This is a genomic window from Methanolinea sp. (assembly GCA_016699325.1).
In the GTDB taxonomy this organism is placed as follows: domain Archaea; phylum Halobacteriota; class Methanomicrobia; order Methanomicrobiales; family Methanospirillaceae; genus UBA9949.
Map to the genome: position 1 here is coordinate 114,175 of CP064971.1, position 18,342 is coordinate 132,516.

Here is an 18,342-nt window from a genome sequence, read left to right on the forward strand (position 1 = left end):
TTGGGTATCCTGTCAAGATCATTTCCAACTTCTCCCCAGAAATACGCCCAATTCTTGGAGATTTTATCAAGAGATATGGTAGCCTGGAGGCGCCAAATCACTGGTAAATTGCTTCTGGCGAATTGGGTTAAGTCGTTTAAATTTGATGGAAGTACTGAAAAGTGGCGAAGTTAGGTATTGAGGTCAGCCTGACTTATGAGATACATCAGGACGAGTTCATCCGGAGAGGAGAAAAATGATGTTCGACAACCATGAAATATCCCTGGAAGAGACCACTAAAAAGCGGGTAACTTGGAGATCATGCTCGATATTATCGGGATTTTCCATGGGCAGGTCAACCACTTCAATCGAGTCTTCACACGAATACAATTTCAAATCTCCAGCAGTTTCATAGGGCTGAAGATCCCCCTGAAACATATTTTCACTCGAATAATGAATGATTTTCAAGCACTGCAATTTGAGATCATCAATTGTAATTGACGACGAGGATATACACGAACCATAATCTATCTGGAGGCGGCCATTTTTTTTGAGACGGATAATTATCGGTCAAATTCATATCTTTATTCATCAGCCCCACACTTGTCCTGATGTAGACCGCCTCGTTTCCATCCTGTCGAAGCGATGTTTAAAACAAGCCTTTCCCATCGATCATACCTCCGATTCAAAGACCGGATGTGAGATCCTGTTCTAGTTCATTCACCTTTCCGCTTACATTCAGCGTAATCCAACCCCGATGAGTAACGACGGGAGTCATGTTCATGTTGACACGGAATAAGTACTCCCCTTCCGGGAGTTGCGGTTCGGTGTATATGATAAGCGTGGAGACGTACGTCCCGTTGGGCGATACGACATACTCGGACGGTGACATGCTTACATTCAGGTATCGCGGCATGGGAATTTCCTCATCAGAATTTACTGATTTCTCTTTTACCGGGACTATCCGCTGTGTGACCAGCCCCTGACCCTTCGCTCTCGTATTAAGAATTATTAGTTCCTCTTTTATCTCCCCCGCATGTATCTCTATCCTGCTAGGATGAAACCATACCGGAATCCCCAAATGTTGTTTCCCTGGCGTCACATTTGGGGGTTCCCATGTTTCGTTCCTCCTATCTATTGATGAGATGTCTGTAATTTGGCTGGTAATGAGCGATAATACGCCGATTACCAGGATAAGAGTCGCAAAGACCAAAAAAATTAGCGTGGCTTTTTTCATCCCAGGTATCTCTCCGTTCAGTTTGCCGTGTGCAATGTCACCATCGAATCGGAATAGATCTGAACATCTAACCCGGAAAGATACCCCTCTGCAACTTCATCAATGTCTTCTTCCCAATTAAATTCCACATTCTGTAAATTCAGATCTTTCAACCGCATATCGTAGAATGTCATGTCGCCCGGCACTTCTGAGTCGCCATCGACATAATATCCTTCAAGAGTGCAAAAGACTGCATTATTCTGGTAACCAACAGGTCCAGACCAGTTCATGGTCGAAATGCCGGAGTCTTCATTCTTGAATATGATAAGCTTATTAGGGACGGTACCTCTTCCCGGGTGATCTATCGCCAGAAAAAATGGATGATCCGTGCATCAGATCGTAAACACCATGACCATAGTTCCATGAGATGCAGATCGCCTTCCCGGGGAACTTTGTAGGAGGAGCCCGAGTGAAAAGGGCCAGGAAGGGGCCTCCTGATCAATGACGCCGGTGCTCCCCCTTACATCAGGGTGGTTAAAGAGCGGCCCAGTGGTGATCCGGGTTGCCACGCCCGGAGTGTATGGCCCCGCAGACTCCCCTCCCATCACCTTATCATCCTCCCGCACCCTCTCCTGTCTATGGCGATCGTGGTCGGTTCCGGGGCGGGCGGGGCGACCGTGGCAAAGGAGCTTTCCGGAGCAGGGCACCGGGTGCTGCTCATTGAGAAGGGGCCGGAGATTGCCGAGGAGGATGCTCACCGGCACTACGCGAACGTGGATGCCGGGGTGAAGCTGATGCGGACCTGCTGCCTCGGTGGAACCACCATGGTCTCGGCCGGGAACGCCATGCGGTGCCTGGATGAAGAGCTGCTGGGGATTCGGGATCGACCTCTCCGCAGAGTTCGTAGAGGTTGAGCGGGAGCTGGGGGTGCAGGAGTTGCCCGACGACCTTATCGGTGAAGGGACCCGCCGCCTGATGGATGCCGCCTCCCGGCTCGGGCTCACGGTCAGGAAGATGCAGAAGTTCATCGACCCGGAGCAGTGCTGCCGGGACGGACGCTGCAGCCTGGGCTGCCCGGTGCAGGCACGGTGGAGTGCGGTCAGGTTCATCGAAGCGGCGCGGGAGAACGGGGCAACGGTGGTGACCGGGCGGGAGGTGACAGGGATACTAACCCGGGGCGGACGGGTGACCGGGGTCCGGTGCGGGTCGCGGGTCTGGCATGACGACCTCGTGGTCATCGCCTCCGGGGCCCTGGAGACCCCCCGCCTGATCGGAAATATCGGGATTCCCACCGCACCTCTCTTCTGCGACACCTTCGCGAGTATCGGCGGCGTCTGCCCGGGAATCGGGTTTGACCGGGATGTGCCGATGGGAGCGTACGTAGCCCACGAAAGCAGTCTCATCCTGTCCCACTACTCGCGGCAGCTCGTGGCCACCCTGCAGGGGGCCGGGCATGCCGTAGGCGAAGGGGATGTGCTCGGTATGATGGTCAAGATTACCGACGAGGACAGCGGTTCGGTGGGAGCGACCATCAAGAAAGGGGTGACCGAACACGATGCCCGGCTGCTGGCACAGGGATCATCGGTTGCCGGTGCAATCCTTACCGGGGCCGGCGTGGATCCCGTGACGTTTGTCTCCCTCCCCCTGCGGGGGTCCCATCCCGGCGGCACGGCAAGAATCGGGGTCTCGGTGGATACTTCGCTCAGGACCAGGATTGCCGGTCTTTACGTCTGCGACGCCTCGGTCCTCCCGAAGACCCCGGGAGCACCCCCGATCATTACCATCATCGCCCTTGCCAAGTACGCTGCAAAACGGATGTAGCCATGTTATAGGGAAACGCCCCTGGCATTTTCCTCCTGCATGCCTGTGCCTCTGGGGGGCTCAGGTCATTTTCTACCATTTCTCAGGGGACCGGTATGGTTCACCCCTTCCGATTTCCTGCATGTTCACCGGGCAGCAGGGCGGTGCAAAAAGATGGCCAGTAGATCACGAGCCATGCATGATTCAGATCAAATTAACATTTGTGAATTCTTTAATATGGATCATTTACTAAACATATGGTATGAAAACGTTCGACAGCCCACAGGCAACCACCCTCTATTACATCGCCCTCGGCAACAGCGAACCCATGATCAACCATGAGCAGAGAACAGCGATTGCAACGCTGATCGCGAATGCAGGGAATGGTGACATGGATGCCTATAAAGCCCTTAAAATTCTGGATAAAAGGCCATCACTCCACCCTTTCCTGAAAGAAATGATTAGAGAATACTGGAAATAATGCCATTTTTTTATAACCGGTTTTGTAATCATTAAGCCAGCAGCTGGTAGATGCTGATGCAGAGGCCCCCTGCAAATCCTGAAGTTGTCCAGGATCCATTGCCGGAAGACTCCCCCGTGCAGAGATCCTGAAAGTGATCAAGCATCATAATGGTCACCCGATAGATGGGATTGCCTATAATCCACACCGCTGCGCAGAGAAATCCCGGGGCAGGACCAGCATACTCTGATTGACGGTTCCGGTCAATCTTATGGTCCTGTTATTGCTCACAAAATAGCATCGGGCTGAAAGGATCGGGAGCCCGGAGCCTTCCTGAATAAACGCAATATACCATCCTCCAGGTGTTTGTTCCGTCTTGATAGACCGGGGTGGCAATCCATCAGAAGGATATGTCAGCAGGTCGGGATAACGTTCCCGGACCAGTCCGATCGCTTCTTTTTCATCTATGAGACCATGCTGCCCATAGGATTCCCACCATGATCGCATCTCAGTCCTGTTCGGTGTGAAATAATGCAAAGAACAAAGAGACGGAGGGTATTTCCCGGTCCGGTATCCTTCAAGGAGGAAGAGTGCCTCGTTCCCGACTGTTGAGGTCTGGTTAAACGGCCGGTATGAGCTTATTGGCGATACAACAGGGGCAGCGGGTTCATCAGAATCAATTACCTGCACCAGCAGTTCGGCATCCTGGGGTGTTATCCAGCCATCGGGCACATCGATTACCATGACCGGGTGGTGAGGATGCAAGCGAAGGTCATTGAGAAAATCGATTGGTGTGTGGGTCCTGAAATAACAGGAAACTTCCCTGGCAAAGCGGAGGTCAGCGTTCCCAACCAGGTGTTCAATTGTACAGGTATCGCTGCCCGGGTCAGTTAGATCCGGTGATGGGGCAAAGGTCACCTGGTTTGCAAGGGCGGTACGAGAGGATGAATCGGTACACCCAGTACTCAGCAGAACTGCAACGAACAGGATAAGAATCGTGGAGATTCGTATCTTCATAGGATGTGATGAATGATGGTTTTCACCCTCACTTAAAGGGTATTTGTTTGCGATGTTCAGAGTACGAACTTTCGGGATAAAGACCGTGATTCTTTTTCTCCGGAGTCTACACGAATAACGTGAGTGGCGGCTTAGATCTTCCTGAAATGGGAAAAAGTATAAGGGTATCATCCTGTCCATACCAGATAGCGAATGGACAAACGGCTTTGGATACCCGTCCTGATCTCGGTCATAGCGATCTTTATTTGCACCACCCTAATCCATGCCCACCTCCCTCCCCCGGACTCCCTGGCATGGAGCAGTGGGAACCGGGTCATTGCTATTGCTGTCAGCATCGATGAGATCTCCACCACCTCCCTGGAAGCAAAGGAGCTATTGCTGAAGGGGCTGGGAATTGCTTCCCGGAACAATGAATTCGAACCCGCGATTGAGTATTACGATCAGGCACTTGCGATTGACCCTTCCTTTTCCAAAGCATGGATGGCGAAGAGCGTCGCCCTCCATAACCTTGGATCATATGCCGAAGCTGTCGATTGCATCGACCGGGCGCTTGCGATTGACCCTAGTAATCCTGCTGCTTGGTCATTGAAGGGAAATATCTTGGACAGCTGGGGGCAGCCTGACGAAGCTGCAGCCTGTTATAGAAAAGCTGGGGAACTCGATTCCCGGTACCACCCTGCTCCCCCTATAATGCCTGACCAATAGCTCTTCCGGTACTTATCACCCCGAATGACCCCAACGTACGATTCTAATGGTCCTAACTGGAATTCCTCGGGGGTTTTTAAGATACTAGTTCAGACCGGAGTTTGTATCTTCAACAGTTACTGGGACAAACAGTCGCTCATTTAAGTGATGAGGATCCTAAAACGATTAATTTACTCGTTCCCAATTCTACTACTCTGGAAATTACAAACCAAGTATTTAATTCACTTTTCGAACAAGAGATAATACTTAAAATAAAAAATGACAACCTCCGTCGCACCCGCGATCTCCTCCTACCTAAGCTGATCTCCGGTGAGTTGGACCCCACCTTTCGCACGTGGCCCCACGATTTCTGGAAATAAAATACTTAGGGTTATATCTTAGCGCAGCAATACATATTCTGTGGAGCCTGTATCTCAATTCACGGCGAAGAATTTCAGTTCTAAGCAGATTGCCCATCTCGGTCTGGTGGCCGGCATGATCGATGAACTCGGAATATCAGCAGTAATCGATGACGCCCTGCCCAAGACACGGAACCATATCCTCCCCCATTCAGCGATTGTCAAGGCCATGCTCCTGAACGGTCTAGGCTTCAATGAACGCCGGCTCTATTTCTTCTCGCGATTTTTCACCAACCTCTCGACAGAACAGTTATTCGGCCCTGGTGTTACCCCCGGACCACCTGAACGACGATGTTCTCCTCCGGACACTCGACCGTATCTACGAGTATGGAAGCACCGACCTGTTCAATGATATCGTAGTGGCAGTCATGGAAAAACTCTCGTTTGGCACCCACCTCCTCCATGCTGACACAACCAGTTTCAGTGTTCACGGTGACTATGACACCGATGACGATGACGACTTCCGGACCATCAAGATCACCTACGGTCACAATAAAGATCACCGCTGGGACCTCAAGCAGTTCGTCCTTGCGATGGTAACCAACCATCACGGCATCCCGCTGTTCACTCAGCCGTACTCCGGCAATGAGTCAGACAAGAAGATCCTCCTTGAGACCATTCGTAAGTGCACAGCAGAACCTGAATCTCGAAGACAAGGCCTACTATATCGCCGACAGTGCGTTCTATACCGCTCCCAACCTGCAGACACTCGGCCAGCATACCTTCTGGATCAGCCATCCCCCTGCTACCATCGATGAAGTCAAGTCGCTGCTGTTTGCCGATATTCCCATGGTCCCGGGGAAGGAGGAAGGATACTCGTTTCATGAGCGTCTCGTTACCTACGCCGGAATTGACCAGAAATGGACCGTGGCAAATTCCGAGAAGAGGCGGATGGCAGGTGAGAATAACTATGTGAGGAACCTGGTCAAGCGGCTGGATAAAGCGCGTAAATCATGGAAGAAGCTCTGTGCCAAGGAATTTGCCTGTGAGCCCGATGCACGCATGGCTGCACGGTTGTGGTTTGATGCGCACTTACCTGTCCGCTGATAGGGTCCAAGTATTCTCAAAGACGAAAAAGAAGAACGGAAGAAAAGGGCGCCCGGGCAAGGATGAGGCTGTTGAGACAGTTTTCTTCGTCGATTCACCGCTTGAGATCGTTCCGGATGTGATCGAGCAGGAGAAAGCACGTCTCGGACGGTTCATCCTGGCAACAAATGATCTTGACCTGGATCCGGACACTATCCTGAAATATTATAAGGGGCAGCAATCGGTTGAGCGGGGGTTCCGGTTTCTGAAGGATAAGAGTTTCCGGGTTGCCGAAGTTTTCCTGAAGAAAGAGACCAGGATTGAAGCGCTTTCCATGGTTATGGTGCTCTGCCTATTCGTCTATGCAGTAGCCGAGTGGCATATCCGGTCCCAACTCAAAAGACAGGGAAAACGGTGAAAAACCAGCTGAAAAAGCCAATCCAGAACCCGACCATGAAATGGATCTTTACTCTGTTCATGAGACCGGCGGAAGTCACAGTCACCCTAAATTCGCAGATACAGCGGTTTATCGTGAATCTGGACGAGGAAGTGATTCAAATTCTTGATGTCATGGGGCCAGCGTTCGGAAAATATTATTTTGTGAGGTCGACCTGCGAAATGTAGGTTGGACGTTTCCGAATTAGACATCATAATCCCCGAGGAAATGACATGAGTGAGACCGTCTTCAAACAGGTAAATTACACGTTGAGTTCTCTCGTTGATAGTATTGAAATCGGTAATATCGGCCTCCCCGACATTCAACGGCCCTTCATATGGAAAAATGTAAAGGTCCGTGACCTGTTCGATTCCATGTACAGTGGTTATCCTGTCGGTTATCTGCTCTTCTGGCAAAATGCCCTGACAGAGGGTGTCCGAACCATCGGCCTCGATAAGAAACAAAAAACCCCCGCCCTCCTCATAGTCGATGGTCAACAACGATTGACTTCACTTTATGCAGTGGTGAAACGGATTCCCGTGGTCCGGGCCAACAAGCAGAAGGAACTCATCAAAATCGCATTCAATCCATTGCAGGAAAAATTCGAGGTCACAGACGCGGCTATCGAGAGAGATAAATCGTATATCTCGGACATATCCCTGATCTGGAGTACGGACACCGACATGTTCGAGGTAGCGGATAATTATCTCTCTGAATTGAAAAAGTCCCGGGATATCACTACAGAGGAAGAGAAGAAAATCAAGAGAAGCATATCAAAACTGCAAAACCTCCTCTCATTCCCCTTCACTGCCCTGGAACTTTCCCCGGAAATTGGTGAACAGGATGTCGCCGAAGTCTTTGTCCGTATCAATAGCAAGGGGACACCGCTCAACCAGTCCGATTTCATCCTCACATTAATGTCCGTATTCTGGGACGAGGGAAGAACACAACTCGAAAGGTTCTGTAGTGATGCACAGCAGCCTCCGGTTAAAGGTCCTTCACCGTTCAACTACTTCATCAAACCTGAGCCCGACCAACTGTTACGAGTCTGTGTGGGGTTAGGATTCAAACGAGCCCGGCTCCAATACGTGTACTCTCTCTTACGAGGAAAAGATCTTGAAACGGGACTGTTCAGTGATGAACGAAGGATCAGCCAGTTTGATATGCTGAAAAAATCTCAAGAACAGGTACTCAACCTCCAGAACTGGCATGATTTCATGCACTGTCTTCACCTGGCAGGGTTCCGGAACGATAAAATGATCAGCTCAAAAAACACCCTGCTCTTCTCCTATATCTTCTACCTCATGGGAAGGACCGAATACAAGGTCGAAGAATTCAAGCTCCGACAGATCATCGCCCGCTGGTTCTTCATGGCCAGCCTCACCAAGAGATACACAAGTTCCCCAGAATCAGCGCTGGAATTCGACCTCGCCCGTTTCAGGGAAGTAAAGGATGCAGATCAGTTTGTGAGTACTCTCGAACGCATCTGCGAACTTGCCATGCCAGAGGACTTCTGGGCAATTACGCTGCCAAACGACCTCGCCACGTCCTCACCCGTGAGCCCTTCCCTCTATGCCTTTCATGCCTCACAAGTACTTCTCGATGCAAAGGTTCTCTTCTCGAATCACAAAGTATCGTATCTTCTCGATCCAACATCCCGGGGAATTAAAACCGCCGTTGATCGTCACCACCTTTTCCCGAAAGGCTATCTCCACAAGCTTGGGATTATGGAACTTCGGGATACCAACCAGATTGCAAACATAAGCCTTGTCGAATGGAGCGATAACATAAAGATCTCTGACCAGTCCCCCGCTGAATATATTCCCGTTTTGGAATCACGGTTTGGAAAAGACGAACTCACAAGGATGTATCACTGCCATGCACTCCCTGATGCCTGGGAGCAGATGCAATACCGTGAATTCCTCGAGGCACGAAGAATTCTCATTGCTCGGGTGATACAGGAAGCTTACCAGAAACTCACATTCGATAAAAAGGCTGATGCAACAGCCAGCCCAATGGGTATCGATCAGATGGTCTTGAGTGGGGAATCAAGCTACATCGAGTTCAAATCCGCACTACGGATGAATTTACATACCGGGACAAGAGATCCAAAAATTGAGTTGGCCATATTGAGGACCATTGCAGGATTCCTCAACACTCACGGTGGTACTTTGATGATCGGAATTGCTGATGATGGGACGGCTCTGGGAATAGGTGTGGACGGGTTTGAGAATGAAGACAAGATGAGCCTTCACCTCGTCAACCTGGTAAAGGATCGAATGGGGCCGATATTCCTGCCGTTCATCCATATGCGGTTCGAGGATTACAAGGATAACCGGGTGATGGTCATCGAGTGCATGGAAACAAAATCGCCAGTATACGTCAAGGATGGCCCCCTCGAACGATTCTATATAAGGACCGGACCATCGACCACCGAGCTGAGTGCAAGCCAGATCCAGGACTATATCAAACAAAGGTTCCGAACATGAGCGAAAGACCGGGAGGTGACTACTCCGAAGACGCGCTCGTTGAGCAGCCGGTCATCCGCCTATTCCAGGATCTGCACTGGGAAACCGCTAACTGCTTTGACGAGACCTTCCTTCCTGGTGGCGGCTCGTTGGGGAGAGAAAGCCCCGAAGAAGTGGTCCTGGTCCGACGCCTCAAACCCGCTCTGAAAAAAATGAATCCAGACCTGACCGCAGAGGTCATCGACCTTGCCATTGCGGAAATCGTCCGGGACCGGAGCACCATGAGTCCGGTGAGTGCAAACCGCGAGATCTACCAGATGCTAAAGGAAGGAGTTCGAGTACGATACAGGAATCCCCAGGGCGAAACCCTCACCGAGAACGTCAAAATCATCGATTGGAACAATCCGGAGAACAACGAATATTTCCTCGCATCCCAGTTCTGGGTCTCGGGAGACCTCTACAAGAGAAGGGCCGGCCTGGTAGGGTTCGTAAACGGGATTCCACTCGTCTTCATCGAACTGAAAGCCTCCCATAAAGACCTGAAGAAAGCATACAAGGATAATTTCCGCGACTACAAGACGAGCATCCCGCAACTCTTCTGGTACAACGGCATCGTTATCCTCTCGAACGGAAGCCGGAGCGTCATCGGCACCATAACCTCCGAATGGGAGCACTTCAACGAATGGAAACGCATCAACTCGGAGGGGGAGGAAGGAATCGTCTCGATCGAGACCATGGTCCGGGGAACCTGTGAGAAAGAGAAGCTTCTCGACCTGCTCGAGAACTTCACCCTGTTCACGGAGATCCCCGGGTGGCACAGCGAAAGTCATCGCCAAGAACCACCAGTTCCTTGGGGTGAACAACGCAATCGAGGCCTTGAAAGGGATACGGGAGAACCAGGGACGCCTCGGGGTCTTCTGGCATACCCAGGGGAGCGGCAAGAGCTACTCCATGATCTTCTTCTCAAGAAAGAGGAGAACCAGGTCAAAGGGGTGGTGAAGAACCTTCTCGAAATCTTGAAGCGAGAGAAACTCGTACTCGACTGGAGGAAACGGCAGCAGACAAGAGCGACAGTCCGCTTGTGTATCGAGGACATTCTCAACCATCTACCTGAAAAATACGACAAGGAAGTGTATCAACAAAAATGTGACGTAGTCTACCAGCCTGACTTCGCCAGAAGAAGGATGAGAAGGTAGTGTTTATATAATTTCATGCAAAAAAACACAGCCTTCTCATTAGGTAATATAGCATTAATCGATAAAATTGATTCGGAGACCAACTTTTTCGCATCAGTTCTTGGCGGAGTTGGTGGTCGAAGCAAGTCATTCATACCATCCGTAAAGCTCTCATCAGCAACAAACTCAATCAATCGGTATCGATCAATAAGATTCTGGACTTTACCCCCGACGAACTTCTCAAGACACTGGGGTTTGAAGATACAATTTCAGACCGGAGTTTGTATCGGACTCTGGAACGACTGGGAGAAAGAAAGTCGATTGTTCTTGACCAGTTTCAACGCTGGATCTCCCAGCAGAGCCTCGTGGATCCAACCCAGTTCGTGGACTTCAGTTCGAGTTACTTTGAGGGGACAAAATGTCCGCTGGGGAGTTAGGGTATTCCCGGGACAATCAGCCAGGGAAACTCCAGATCGCATTTGGGATCAGTGTCGGCCTCAATAACATACCGACGATGCTGACCATCCAGAAAGGAAATGTTCAGGATAAAAAGCATATGCAGATGCTGATCCGGTTATGCTCGAGCGTTCTTCCTGAAGGCAGTCTTCTGGTGTTTGACTGTGGAGGGAATACCCAGGATAACAAACGAAGGATCCGCGATCTGAAGTTCCATTATTTGACCCTGAAAGCAAAGAAGAAAGGACCATACCGGAACGAGATAACGATCTACCATGCCAGGAAAGAAAGCCAGGTTTCATTCGTTTCTGGCAACCGGGTCTATTCATGTGTCAAATATCGGGATGGCGAAGAAGTCCGGTACATATTTTTCTGTGACGACCTGGCCTGTGACCAGTTGACGAAGAAAGCAAGGAAACTTGAGAAAGACCTGGAGAAGGGGAAGGTTCTCACAAAGAAGGTTGAACGCGGAAAAGATCTCGGCCAGTATATCGCTCCTGAGGGTTGGATCATCGCCCGTGGTCATCTCCAGAAGATCATTGGCGATATCCCCAACCCCTATGTAACCGGTCTTGAAGGTTTCTTCGTGCTTGAATCAACCATCGATGGTGATCCCGAAAACATCCTGAATGCCTACAAGAATCGTGACCGTGCAGAGAAGTTCATCCGGGACCTCAAAGAAGGAGCCGAGCCCGGCCGATCCGGCACTGGTCCAAACACGCGGTGATCGGGCACGTGTTGATCGTTTTCCTCACCAAAGTCCTGGTGAGTTTGACACAACTTTTCTGTAAAGATCCCGTCGTGAAAAATCTGAAAGTCCTCAAAAATTATCTCACGAATTTGACACTTACGATCATATACCCTTCTTTTGGGTATCCTGTCAAGATCATTTCCAACTTCTCCCCAGAAATACGCCCAATTCTTGGAGATTTTATCAAGAGATATGGTAGCCTGGAGGCGCCAAATCACTGGTAAATTGCTTCTGGCGAATTGGGTTAAGTCGTTTAAATTTGATGGAAGTACTGAAAAGTGGCGAAGTTAGGTACCAGTACGTCTTCGATACATATCCGACTCCAACGGGTTTAGCTACGGCATAATCGTAAATAAACACGGATACCCCCGTGAGCGAATCAATTTCCGTGTAGGTTCAGGACATGATCGTCCCAGAAAATACGGTGGTCGCAGGCCCCTCCATCTTCGTTTGCCCTTCGAGGTAAATCGTGAGTGGTCTGCCCTTGGTCTCGACCTCGATTATTTCGCAAACATACACCGCCCCCCCATCCCGGAAAAAAGGAGATATTCCTGGGAAACGGTCGCCGTTCATGACGCAGGTGTTGCACCCTGCTCGAGTTTCTGGGTGATCGAGACCGTGAGCAGCGTCAGGACCCCTACGATGCCGACCAGGAGGGGGAGGAGGATGATAAAGACGAGCATCCCGACAAGGCTGGGGATAAGGGCCGGTATGAGCATGTTGATGCCAAACACGATCGTCACCACCCCGGTCATCGCCAGGACGAGGAACAGCCGCTTGATGATGGGGGGGATGGCGACCGGCTCTGCAGGGGGGTGGCGTATCCCGTACAGGGTCGGGGCGATGATCTGCGTCGCGAGGAGCAGCACGCCGGTCACGAGGTTCTGGAGCCCCAGGAGCGGCTGGATCACTCCGATAAGTATCCCCGGGACGATGCAGGAGAAGACCCCTGCACTGGCACACAGGATCCCGAATGCCACCACCAGCCACGACCGGGTCACCTTGCTTCCCACGAACTGGCCCAGGGCGAGCAGCTGAAGCGAGGTCAGCACGATGAGCAGACCGAGCTGGCCATCGGCATTGAACGAGGGCAATATGCCCACGATGGAGAAGAAGATGAGGAACCCGAGGAGGATCATGAGGCACCCCTGGTAGGTACTGAAGGTATTTCCAACCGTAAGGGAGGCCTCCCGGAAGAGGCAGGACCCGGTGCGTGAAGGGCGTTTTGGCGGGGCGGTCTTCTCATCCCCTCCAGGGTACTTACGATGCGTTTCATGGATGCACCAGGCAAGGAAGAACAGGGCGGCCCCGAAGATGAGACACAGCACAGCTGTAACCTGGTCGGGGATGATACCCGGGAGCAGCGTAACGATCCCCAGCACGACCTCGATCCCAAAGACGAGAATACAGGCAACCGTCAGCTGCTGCAGGATGCCGGGGATCTTCATCCAGGTCCGGGCCTTGTCCTTCGCGGTGAACAACTGGAACAGCCCCAGGATCCCGGCAACGAGTACGATCAGGCCGGCAAAGAGGCGGATCCCTGCACCCAGGTGCTCGGGATAGAAGATGGCGAGGGTCCCGATAATTGCAGTTATGAGCCCGACGACCACCACGAACCAGGACCTGAGGAGGTCGCCAAACGGCGTCTTTCCCATGGTGATGACCTGTATCGAGACAAGGACCACGAAGAGCCCGTACATGCTGCCCTCGTTGTAGGGGAGCATCCCTCTGACGATCAGGAAGAGGAGCGCCCCGAAGAGGAGGAAGAACACGCCGCCGACCATCAGGATGACTACCTCGATAGAGAGGTCGATCTCCGCCTGCCTTGCGATATAAGGTTGCAACTCCTGCCCTTGCCCCTGCTGCACGGTCATGGGTATCCCCCGCAAGAGAGATGTGTGCCTTGCCTGGACCGGCGAGGCAGTTTCTTTGCGGTTCCAGCTTCTTTGGATCTGGTCATGAAACCTCCACACCATTTGGCAGGAACCAGGTGAACCGGCCCTCCGTTCGGAAAATGCCCAGCCGGCCGGCCCCGGCAGCAGCCCGCTCGACTGTCACCGGCACCTGCTGCCGTTCGGTTACATCGACAATAAGGGTGCGGACACGGTCCCCGAACGCGGTCAGCTGTCCGAAAGCCGCGGCCACTTTCTCCTGGTCGCCCCTGGCCATGCAGACCGTTGCTCCCCGTTCCAGGAATACCTCAGAAAGTGCGTATCCGATACCAGAGTTTGCTCCAGTGGCGTTACAGATCTTATTCTGGTAATAATCCGTGTTATCCATCTTTCATCTTCTCCGGTTTTTCCCATGACGGGTCGCCGGGTGGTTCCCTTACGCTGCAATGCGAAAGAGTGTATAAAACGTTCAGATTGCATGGATGCTCATATATGCATTGCGATCCCCTTCTGCACGTCAGCGGCGGCCATCTTTTTTTTAAAAAAAAACCACTTCTGTGAACCCACCGTCACCCGCCCGGCAAGCGAGACATCGGAAGTGCCGGCCAAAAAAACCGCAGCCTTTTTTTGCCCGCAGCCGCAGGCCGATATTACAGCTTCGGCAGAGGTGCCGGATAACGGGAGTCCCTCCCGGTCTCTCCTGCTTCGCGTAATCGGTCCAGGGGAGGAAGTCCCGGGTGAGGAATCCCCCTGCATCGTCATAGTGCCCGGCCTTTAACAAACCGCCAAAGCCCGGTGAGATGGCAGAATGAAGTATCCCAAATTAACCTCCTGGCAGTCGTGGGCTTTGGAAAAAAAGGTGTCAGGTTTTGGGCTACCTGATGTGGGGGAGGACATCCTTCCAGATAGCAAGGCTGGCATCACCGTAAAAAGGCAAACGGCTGTGTTTTTTTTGCAGCAAGCTCGCATCGGCAATCGCGAGATGATTAAACCCCATCCGCTTGTATTCCTCGATTTTCCTGATAAAATCTTCAGCATCATGGGAGATAAAAATGGGCCCGCTCGACATGGCCCTGGCTAAGGCGCCTCCCTGGATGGTACCGGCGTCCTGTTGCAGGTCTTCAGGCCTGACTACCTGGTCGGGATCGTGGATTAAGGAGAAATGGCCGACGCGTTCCATGGTCTCCGGGTCCTTTCCCGCCGCCCTGGCACCAGCCTCGAAGGCCGGCAGGAGTTCATCCCTGACGTAACTGGGGTTGTTCGCAATCGTTATCAAGTGGTCGCCGAGACGTCCCGCCAGGTCCGCTGCTCGTGGCCCGATGGCGCTGACGTATACGGGGATCTTCTTCTCCGGCTTTGTCAGCAGGACCGCGTCATTGAGGGTGTAATACTTACTTGCGTGGCTGATGGGTTCATCGCTTGTCCACAGCCGGTTCATGACCGTGAGTGCCTCCTCGAGCATCTCGAGCCGCGCAAGGTTCGACGGCCATTCGCCCCTGGAGACCGCCATCTCGTTTGGCGGTTCTCCCGTACCTACGCCCAGTCCGACGCGTCCCGGGTACATCGCCCCCATGGTGGCGAATGCCTGGGCAACGATGGCCGGGTGGTAACGCATGATGGGTGCGGTGACACCGGTGTAGAAGGGGACCTGTTTTGTCGCCTGGAGCGCTGAACTCATGACCGTCCAGGCAAAGTTACATTCGGTTCCCCCTGGCATCGCTATCAGGTGGTCTTCAACCCAGAGCGAGTCAAACCCGACCTTTTCAGCTGCTATCGACTGCTGCAGGCACTGGTTCGGTGTCCAGGCATCAGTGATTGTGAAATAACCGATTTTTGTCTTCATGTTCTTTCAACCTCCCTCATTGGCACCCATCTTTCATATGCATAGTGCTTTTGTCGCGTTACCTGACATGGGGGAGGACATCCTTCCATACGGAAAGGCTGGGGCCTCATGAATTGGCACCCGGCTGCTTCTTTAGACCAGAATGCCCGCATTGCCAAACGCTATATGGTGGTCTTCGACCCAGATTGCGTAAATTCCGATCTTTTAAGCTGCTATCGACAGTTGCAGGCACTGGGCCGGTGTCCAGGTATCAGTGATTGTGAAATAACCGATTTTCATCTTCATGATCGTTCCCCTCTTCTTCATTTTCTCAAAAAAAAGGTATGTTGACCCATAGAGATGTGCCATGGTTTCATTAATAACCAAACGATTCCCCGGCTCAAGACTCATTGCATACTGGCTAAAATAATAGCGGAGGGGCAGTTTAAAGGCATATTTTACATTTTTTGAAGTTTTTTTACCCGTTAACACGGAAACAAAAACAAATAAGTATTAACGATTTGGCGGGAATGGAAAAGTGATACAACCATGTTTCAACTGCAAAAAGACTCCACCTACCTGATGCCCGTTCACTTCGGGGGGAATATTTTTTCTACGGCCTACAAGGCAGAACAGAAAGCAACGACGCTGATGGTTGCCTTTGAGACCGACCGGGCGGCATTGGAACGCTATATCCCGGAAGAACTGGAACTCCGGGCCCCGGAAGTACAGGTTGGCTATACCAGGTTGAGAGAGATCAACTGGCTTGGCGGGGGCCATTACAACCTGGTGTCCGTGGCTGCACCGGTCCGTTTCAACGGGAAAAAGGACCACATTGATGCAGCATATCCACTGGTCGTCTGGGAAAACCGGACCGATCCCATCCTCACCGGGCGGGAACAGACCGGGGTCCCAAAGATATTTGCCAATATCGAGGATCTGCACATTTACCGACCTTACTATACCACGGCCCTAAGCTACGAGGGAAACACCTTCCTTACCATGAATTTTGAAGCGGAAGGTCCGATCACCGGCAAGGACCTGGAACTGGCCAAGAGTTCTCTCCGGTCCCTTGACATGATCGGGTGGCGGTATATCCCCAAAGTCGGGGCCCCGGGAGCAGACCTCTCGCAGTTCATCTTCTTCCCGCAATGGATGGAGGTGGAAAAGGCATACGCGGGAAAGGGAACCCTCAAGTGGACCGAGCTCTCCCCGATGCAGAACCCGCGGCAGCACCATATCATCAAAGCCCTGGCATCTCTCCCGGTGAAGAAGATGCTCCAGTCCGTACTGTCCGAGGGGGAGGTCTTCCTGAACACCCCCATGTCACGGGTGCTGGGATAAACGAATTAGAACATAGCCCCATGCAAGATGAAAAAACGGGTATTTCAACGGCAGGAAAGTGCCAGGTTGACCTGGGAAAGACTCAGGGCCGGATATGCTACTGAGGGAAGTCCTCCCTCATGGAATTACCTGGCATACCGATGCCGGGCGCCCTCGACACCACAAAGTTTGCGGTGACCGGCCTTGCGGAGAGCCTGAGGGCCACGGTACGCGGGGATGGGCCTGGCACTCCCCTGCCGACTGACACTCCCGTGTCGCGACCCCGTTCTACGGGAGACGGCCCTGGGATGGAGTTTTTCTTCCATGAAGGCCCCCGGCTATGCCGGTCTCCGCTGGCGCCTCGGGGAGCCTTCGTCAACGAAAGGGTTGCCCAGCAGGGAAGATCTCACTGCTGGCTGCCGAAGGGCTCCACGAACCCTCTCTGGAAGAAGTGTGTGAACGGCGACCTGGTAGCAGGAGAGATGTCAGGTGTCCCATGTCCAGGGTGATCCGGCAACCGCGGCGACAACATCTCTGCCCCTTTGAAATACCCTGGGAGTGTCGTTTCCCCATTCCTTCCCTTTTTATATTTTTACGGCCCTGTCTCTTAATTGCGGAATGCAAGGAAACTGTCGTTTTTCTGCGAGAGGAGAGTAAGTGGGGTGAGATGACGGGTAGGAACCGCTGAGCTGCCTGGATCCCACATGAATACCGTCATTCTCATCGGTGTGCCTGGTGCCGGAAAGAGCACCGTTGGTGTCATCCTTGCAAAAACGCTCGGGATGAATTTCATAGATACCGATATCGCGATACAGGAACGCACCGGAAAACTCCTGCAGGAACTCATCGATGAAAAAGGTGCTGATGAGTTCCTGAAGATCGAGGAGAACACGGTCCTCTCGCTTGATGCAGACAACACCGTGATCGCCACCGGCGGAAGCGTTGTTTTAAGCGATCGGGCAATGAACTACCTGAAATCGAAAGGCATTGTCCTTTACCTTGACATCTCCTTTGAAGAGATGGTCCGAAGGCTGAATGACATCACCTCGCGGGGCATCGTCCTTTTCCGGGGCCAGGGTCTCTCCGACATGTATGACCAGCGAAGCCCGTTATACGAGAAGTATGCCGATATCCGGGTCGATTGTTCCGATGGTGATTTCGAAAGAATTCTCGACACAATTGTCGGTGAAATAAAGAAAGCGTGTGGCGGCTGACCCCTGGACGAGCCGACCCGCCTTCCCGGGCTATTCCCGGGGAGACAGTCGCGGGTTCAGGGTGTGAGTGCAGCACCATGCTCGAGTTTAAGGGTGATATAAGAAAGTGACCAGCGCCAGGACCGGTCCCGGTCATGGCTGAGATCTGCTCCCCGCTGTTTTTGCCTCTGGATCACGCCCCGGGTAAGGGTGATGAGACCCGCA

The 18,342-nt window shown here is 52.2% G+C and carries 16 protein-coding genes and 3 pseudogenes; 13 read left to right on the plus strand and 6 right to left on the minus strand.

Annotated features, from left to right (window positions below):
- Positions 1-664: 664 nt before the first annotated feature.
- Together IPI71_00605 and IPI71_00610 are read right to left on the minus strand one after the other, a co-directional pair.
- Complete coding sequence (locus tag IPI71_00605) at positions 665-1,216, minus strand: hypothetical protein (GenBank protein ID QQR71070.1); 552 nt, start codon at positions 1,214-1,216, stop codon at positions 665-667.
- A gap of 17 nt (positions 1,217-1,233) precedes the next feature.
- Positions 1,234-1,521, minus strand: a pseudogene (locus IPI71_00610) (hypothetical protein).
- Between the two features lie 312 nt (positions 1,522-1,833).
- Here IPI71_00610 and IPI71_00615 point away from each other — a divergent pair.
- From IPI71_00615 to IPI71_00625, 3 genes are all read left to right on the plus strand, one after another.
- A complete protein-coding gene (locus tag IPI71_00615; GenBank protein ID QQR71071.1) occupies positions 1,834-2,109 on the plus strand; it encodes an NAD(P)-binding protein in 276 nt (91 codons plus the stop codon).
- On the plus strand, positions 2,054-3,016 hold the full coding sequence (locus IPI71_00620; protein QQR71072.1) for a GMC family oxidoreductase: 963 nt from the start codon (positions 2,054-2,056) through the stop codon (positions 3,014-3,016). The genes IPI71_00615 and IPI71_00620 overlap by 56 nt, the downstream gene beginning before the upstream one ends.
- A 241-nt stretch (positions 3,017-3,257) precedes the next feature.
- The gene (locus IPI71_00625; GenBank protein ID QQR71073.1) at positions 3,258-3,476 is read left to right on the plus strand and encodes a hypothetical protein; all 219 of its coding nucleotides are present in this window, start codon (positions 3,258-3,260) and stop codon (positions 3,474-3,476) included.
- Between the two features lie 174 nt (positions 3,477-3,650).
- Here IPI71_00625 and IPI71_00630 read toward each other — a convergent pair whose 3' ends face one another.
- Positions 3,651-4,472 (minus strand): hypothetical protein, encoded by an 822-nt coding sequence (locus IPI71_00630; protein ID QQR71074.1) that lies wholly within the window; start codon positions 4,470-4,472, stop codon positions 3,651-3,653.
- Positions 4,473-4,664: 192 nt separating this feature from the next.
- Between IPI71_00630 and IPI71_00635 the strand changes: the two genes are divergently transcribed.
- The 6 genes and pseudogenes from IPI71_00635 to IPI71_00660 all read left to right on the plus strand — a co-directional run bounded on the left by IPI71_00635 (position 4,665) and on the right by IPI71_00660 (position 11,863).
- Positions 4,665-5,177: a tetratricopeptide repeat protein gene (locus tag IPI71_00635; protein QQR71075.1), complete on the plus strand. Its 513-nt coding sequence runs from the start codon at positions 4,665-4,667 to the stop codon at positions 5,175-5,177.
- A gap of 474 nt (positions 5,178-5,651) precedes the next feature.
- Positions 5,652-7,225: pseudogene (locus tag IPI71_00640) on the plus strand (IS1634 family transposase).
- A gap of 45 nt (positions 7,226-7,270) precedes the next feature.
- On the plus strand, positions 7,271-9,526 hold the full coding sequence (locus tag IPI71_00645) for a DUF262 domain-containing protein (GenBank protein QQR71076.1): 2,256 nt from the start codon (positions 7,271-7,273) through the stop codon (positions 9,524-9,526).
- Positions 9,523-10,504, plus strand: a pseudogene (locus IPI71_00650) (type I restriction endonuclease subunit R). The gene IPI71_00645 and the pseudogene IPI71_00650 overlap by 4 nt, the downstream one beginning before the upstream one ends.
- A 457-nt stretch (positions 10,505-10,961) precedes the next feature.
- On the plus strand, positions 10,962-11,117 hold the full coding sequence (locus IPI71_00655) for a hypothetical protein (protein QQR71077.1): 156 nt from the start codon (positions 10,962-10,964) through the stop codon (positions 11,115-11,117).
- Positions 11,099-11,863 (plus strand): hypothetical protein, encoded by a 765-nt coding sequence (locus IPI71_00660; protein QQR71078.1) that lies wholly within the window; start codon positions 11,099-11,101, stop codon positions 11,861-11,863. Before IPI71_00655 ends, IPI71_00660 begins: the two co-directional genes overlap by 19 nt.
- Positions 11,864-12,456: 593 nt before the next feature.
- Here the strand turns inward: IPI71_00660 and IPI71_00665 are convergent.
- Complete coding sequence (locus IPI71_00665) at positions 12,457-13,761, minus strand: hypothetical protein (protein QQR71079.1); 1,305 nt, start codon at positions 13,759-13,761, stop codon at positions 12,457-12,459.
- Between the two features lie 82 nt (positions 13,762-13,843).
- A complete protein-coding gene (locus IPI71_00670; protein QQR71080.1) occupies positions 13,844-14,167 on the minus strand; it encodes an SDR family NAD(P)-dependent oxidoreductase in 324 nt (107 codons plus the stop codon).
- Between the two features lie 90 nt (positions 14,168-14,257).
- Between IPI71_00670 and IPI71_00675 the strand changes: the two genes are divergently transcribed.
- Complete coding sequence (locus IPI71_00675; protein ID QQR71081.1) at positions 14,258-14,557, plus strand: hypothetical protein; 300 nt, start codon at positions 14,258-14,260, stop codon at positions 14,555-14,557.
- A gap of 96 nt (positions 14,558-14,653) precedes the next feature.
- Here IPI71_00675 and IPI71_00680 read toward each other — a convergent pair whose 3' ends face one another.
- A complete protein-coding gene (locus IPI71_00680) occupies positions 14,654-15,622 on the minus strand; it encodes an LLM class flavin-dependent oxidoreductase (GenBank protein ID QQR71082.1) in 969 nt (322 codons plus the stop codon).
- 528 nt (positions 15,623-16,150) lie between these two features.
- On the opposite strand from IPI71_00680, the gene IPI71_00685 reads away from it, so the two are divergent.
- The 3 genes from IPI71_00685 to IPI71_00695 all read left to right on the plus strand — a co-directional run bounded on the left by IPI71_00685 (position 16,151) and on the right by IPI71_00695 (position 18,138).
- Positions 16,151-16,945 carry an acetoacetate decarboxylase family protein gene (locus tag IPI71_00685; GenBank protein QQR71083.1) on the plus strand — a complete coding sequence of 265 codons (795 nt, stop codon included), beginning with the start codon at positions 16,151-16,153 and terminating at the stop codon, positions 16,943-16,945.
- A 119-nt stretch (positions 16,946-17,064) separates the two neighbouring features.
- Positions 17,065-17,433 (plus strand): hypothetical protein, encoded by a 369-nt coding sequence (locus IPI71_00690; GenBank protein QQR71084.1) that lies wholly within the window; start codon positions 17,065-17,067, stop codon positions 17,431-17,433.
- 195 nt (positions 17,434-17,628) lie between these two features.
- The gene (locus tag IPI71_00695) at positions 17,629-18,138 is read left to right on the plus strand and encodes a shikimate kinase (GenBank protein ID QQR71085.1); all 510 of its coding nucleotides are present in this window, start codon (positions 17,629-17,631) and stop codon (positions 18,136-18,138) included.
- Positions 18,139-18,342: the final 204 nt, after the last annotated feature.

Bases quoted from the DNA above. Each gene is read 5' to 3' on its own strand.
- IPI71_00685 (QQR71083.1), top strand. From the start codon at position 16,151: ATGTTTCAACTGCAAAAAGACTCCACCTACCTGATGCCCGTTCACTTC.
- IPI71_00695 (QQR71085.1), top strand. From the start codon at position 17,629: ATGAATACCGTCATTCTCATCGGTGTGCCTGGTGCCGGAAAGAGCACC.
- IPI71_00690 (QQR71084.1), top strand. From the start codon at position 17,065: ATGGAATTACCTGGCATACCGATGCCGGGCGCCCTCGACACCACAAAG.
- IPI71_00635 (QQR71075.1), top strand. From the start codon at position 4,665: ATGGACAAACGGCTTTGGATACCCGTCCTGATCTCGGTCATAGCGATC.
- IPI71_00660 (QQR71078.1), top strand. From the start codon at position 11,099: ATGTCCGCTGGGGAGTTAGGGTATTCCCGGGACAATCAGCCAGGGAAA.
- IPI71_00625 (QQR71073.1), top strand. From the start codon at position 3,258: ATGAAAACGTTCGACAGCCCACAGGCAACCACCCTCTATTACATCGCC.
- IPI71_00615 (QQR71071.1), top strand. From the start codon at position 1,834: ATGGCGATCGTGGTCGGTTCCGGGGCGGGCGGGGCGACCGTGGCAAAG.
- IPI71_00620 (QQR71072.1), top strand. From the start codon at position 2,054: ATGAAGAGCTGCTGGGGATTCGGGATCGACCTCTCCGCAGAGTTCGTA.
- IPI71_00670 (QQR71080.1), bottom strand. From the start codon at position 14,167: ATGGATAACACGGATTATTACCAGAATAAGATCTGTAACGCCACTGGA.
- IPI71_00630 (QQR71074.1), bottom strand. From the start codon at position 4,472: ATGAAGATACGAATCTCCACGATTCTTATCCTGTTCGTTGCAGTTCTG.
- IPI71_00665 (QQR71079.1), bottom strand. From the start codon at position 13,761: ATGACCGTGCAGCAGGGGCAAGGGCAGGAGTTGCAACCTTATATCGCA.
- IPI71_00645 (QQR71076.1), top strand. From the start codon at position 7,271: ATGAGTGAGACCGTCTTCAAACAGGTAAATTACACGTTGAGTTCTCTC.
- IPI71_00605 (QQR71070.1), bottom strand. From the start codon at position 1,216: ATGAAAAAAGCCACGCTAATTTTTTTGGTCTTTGCGACTCTTATCCTG.
- IPI71_00680 (QQR71082.1), bottom strand. From the start codon at position 15,622: ATGAAGACAAAAATCGGTTATTTCACAATCACTGATGCCTGGACACCG.
- IPI71_00675 (QQR71081.1), top strand. From the start codon at position 14,258: ATGGATGCTCATATATGCATTGCGATCCCCTTCTGCACGTCAGCGGCG.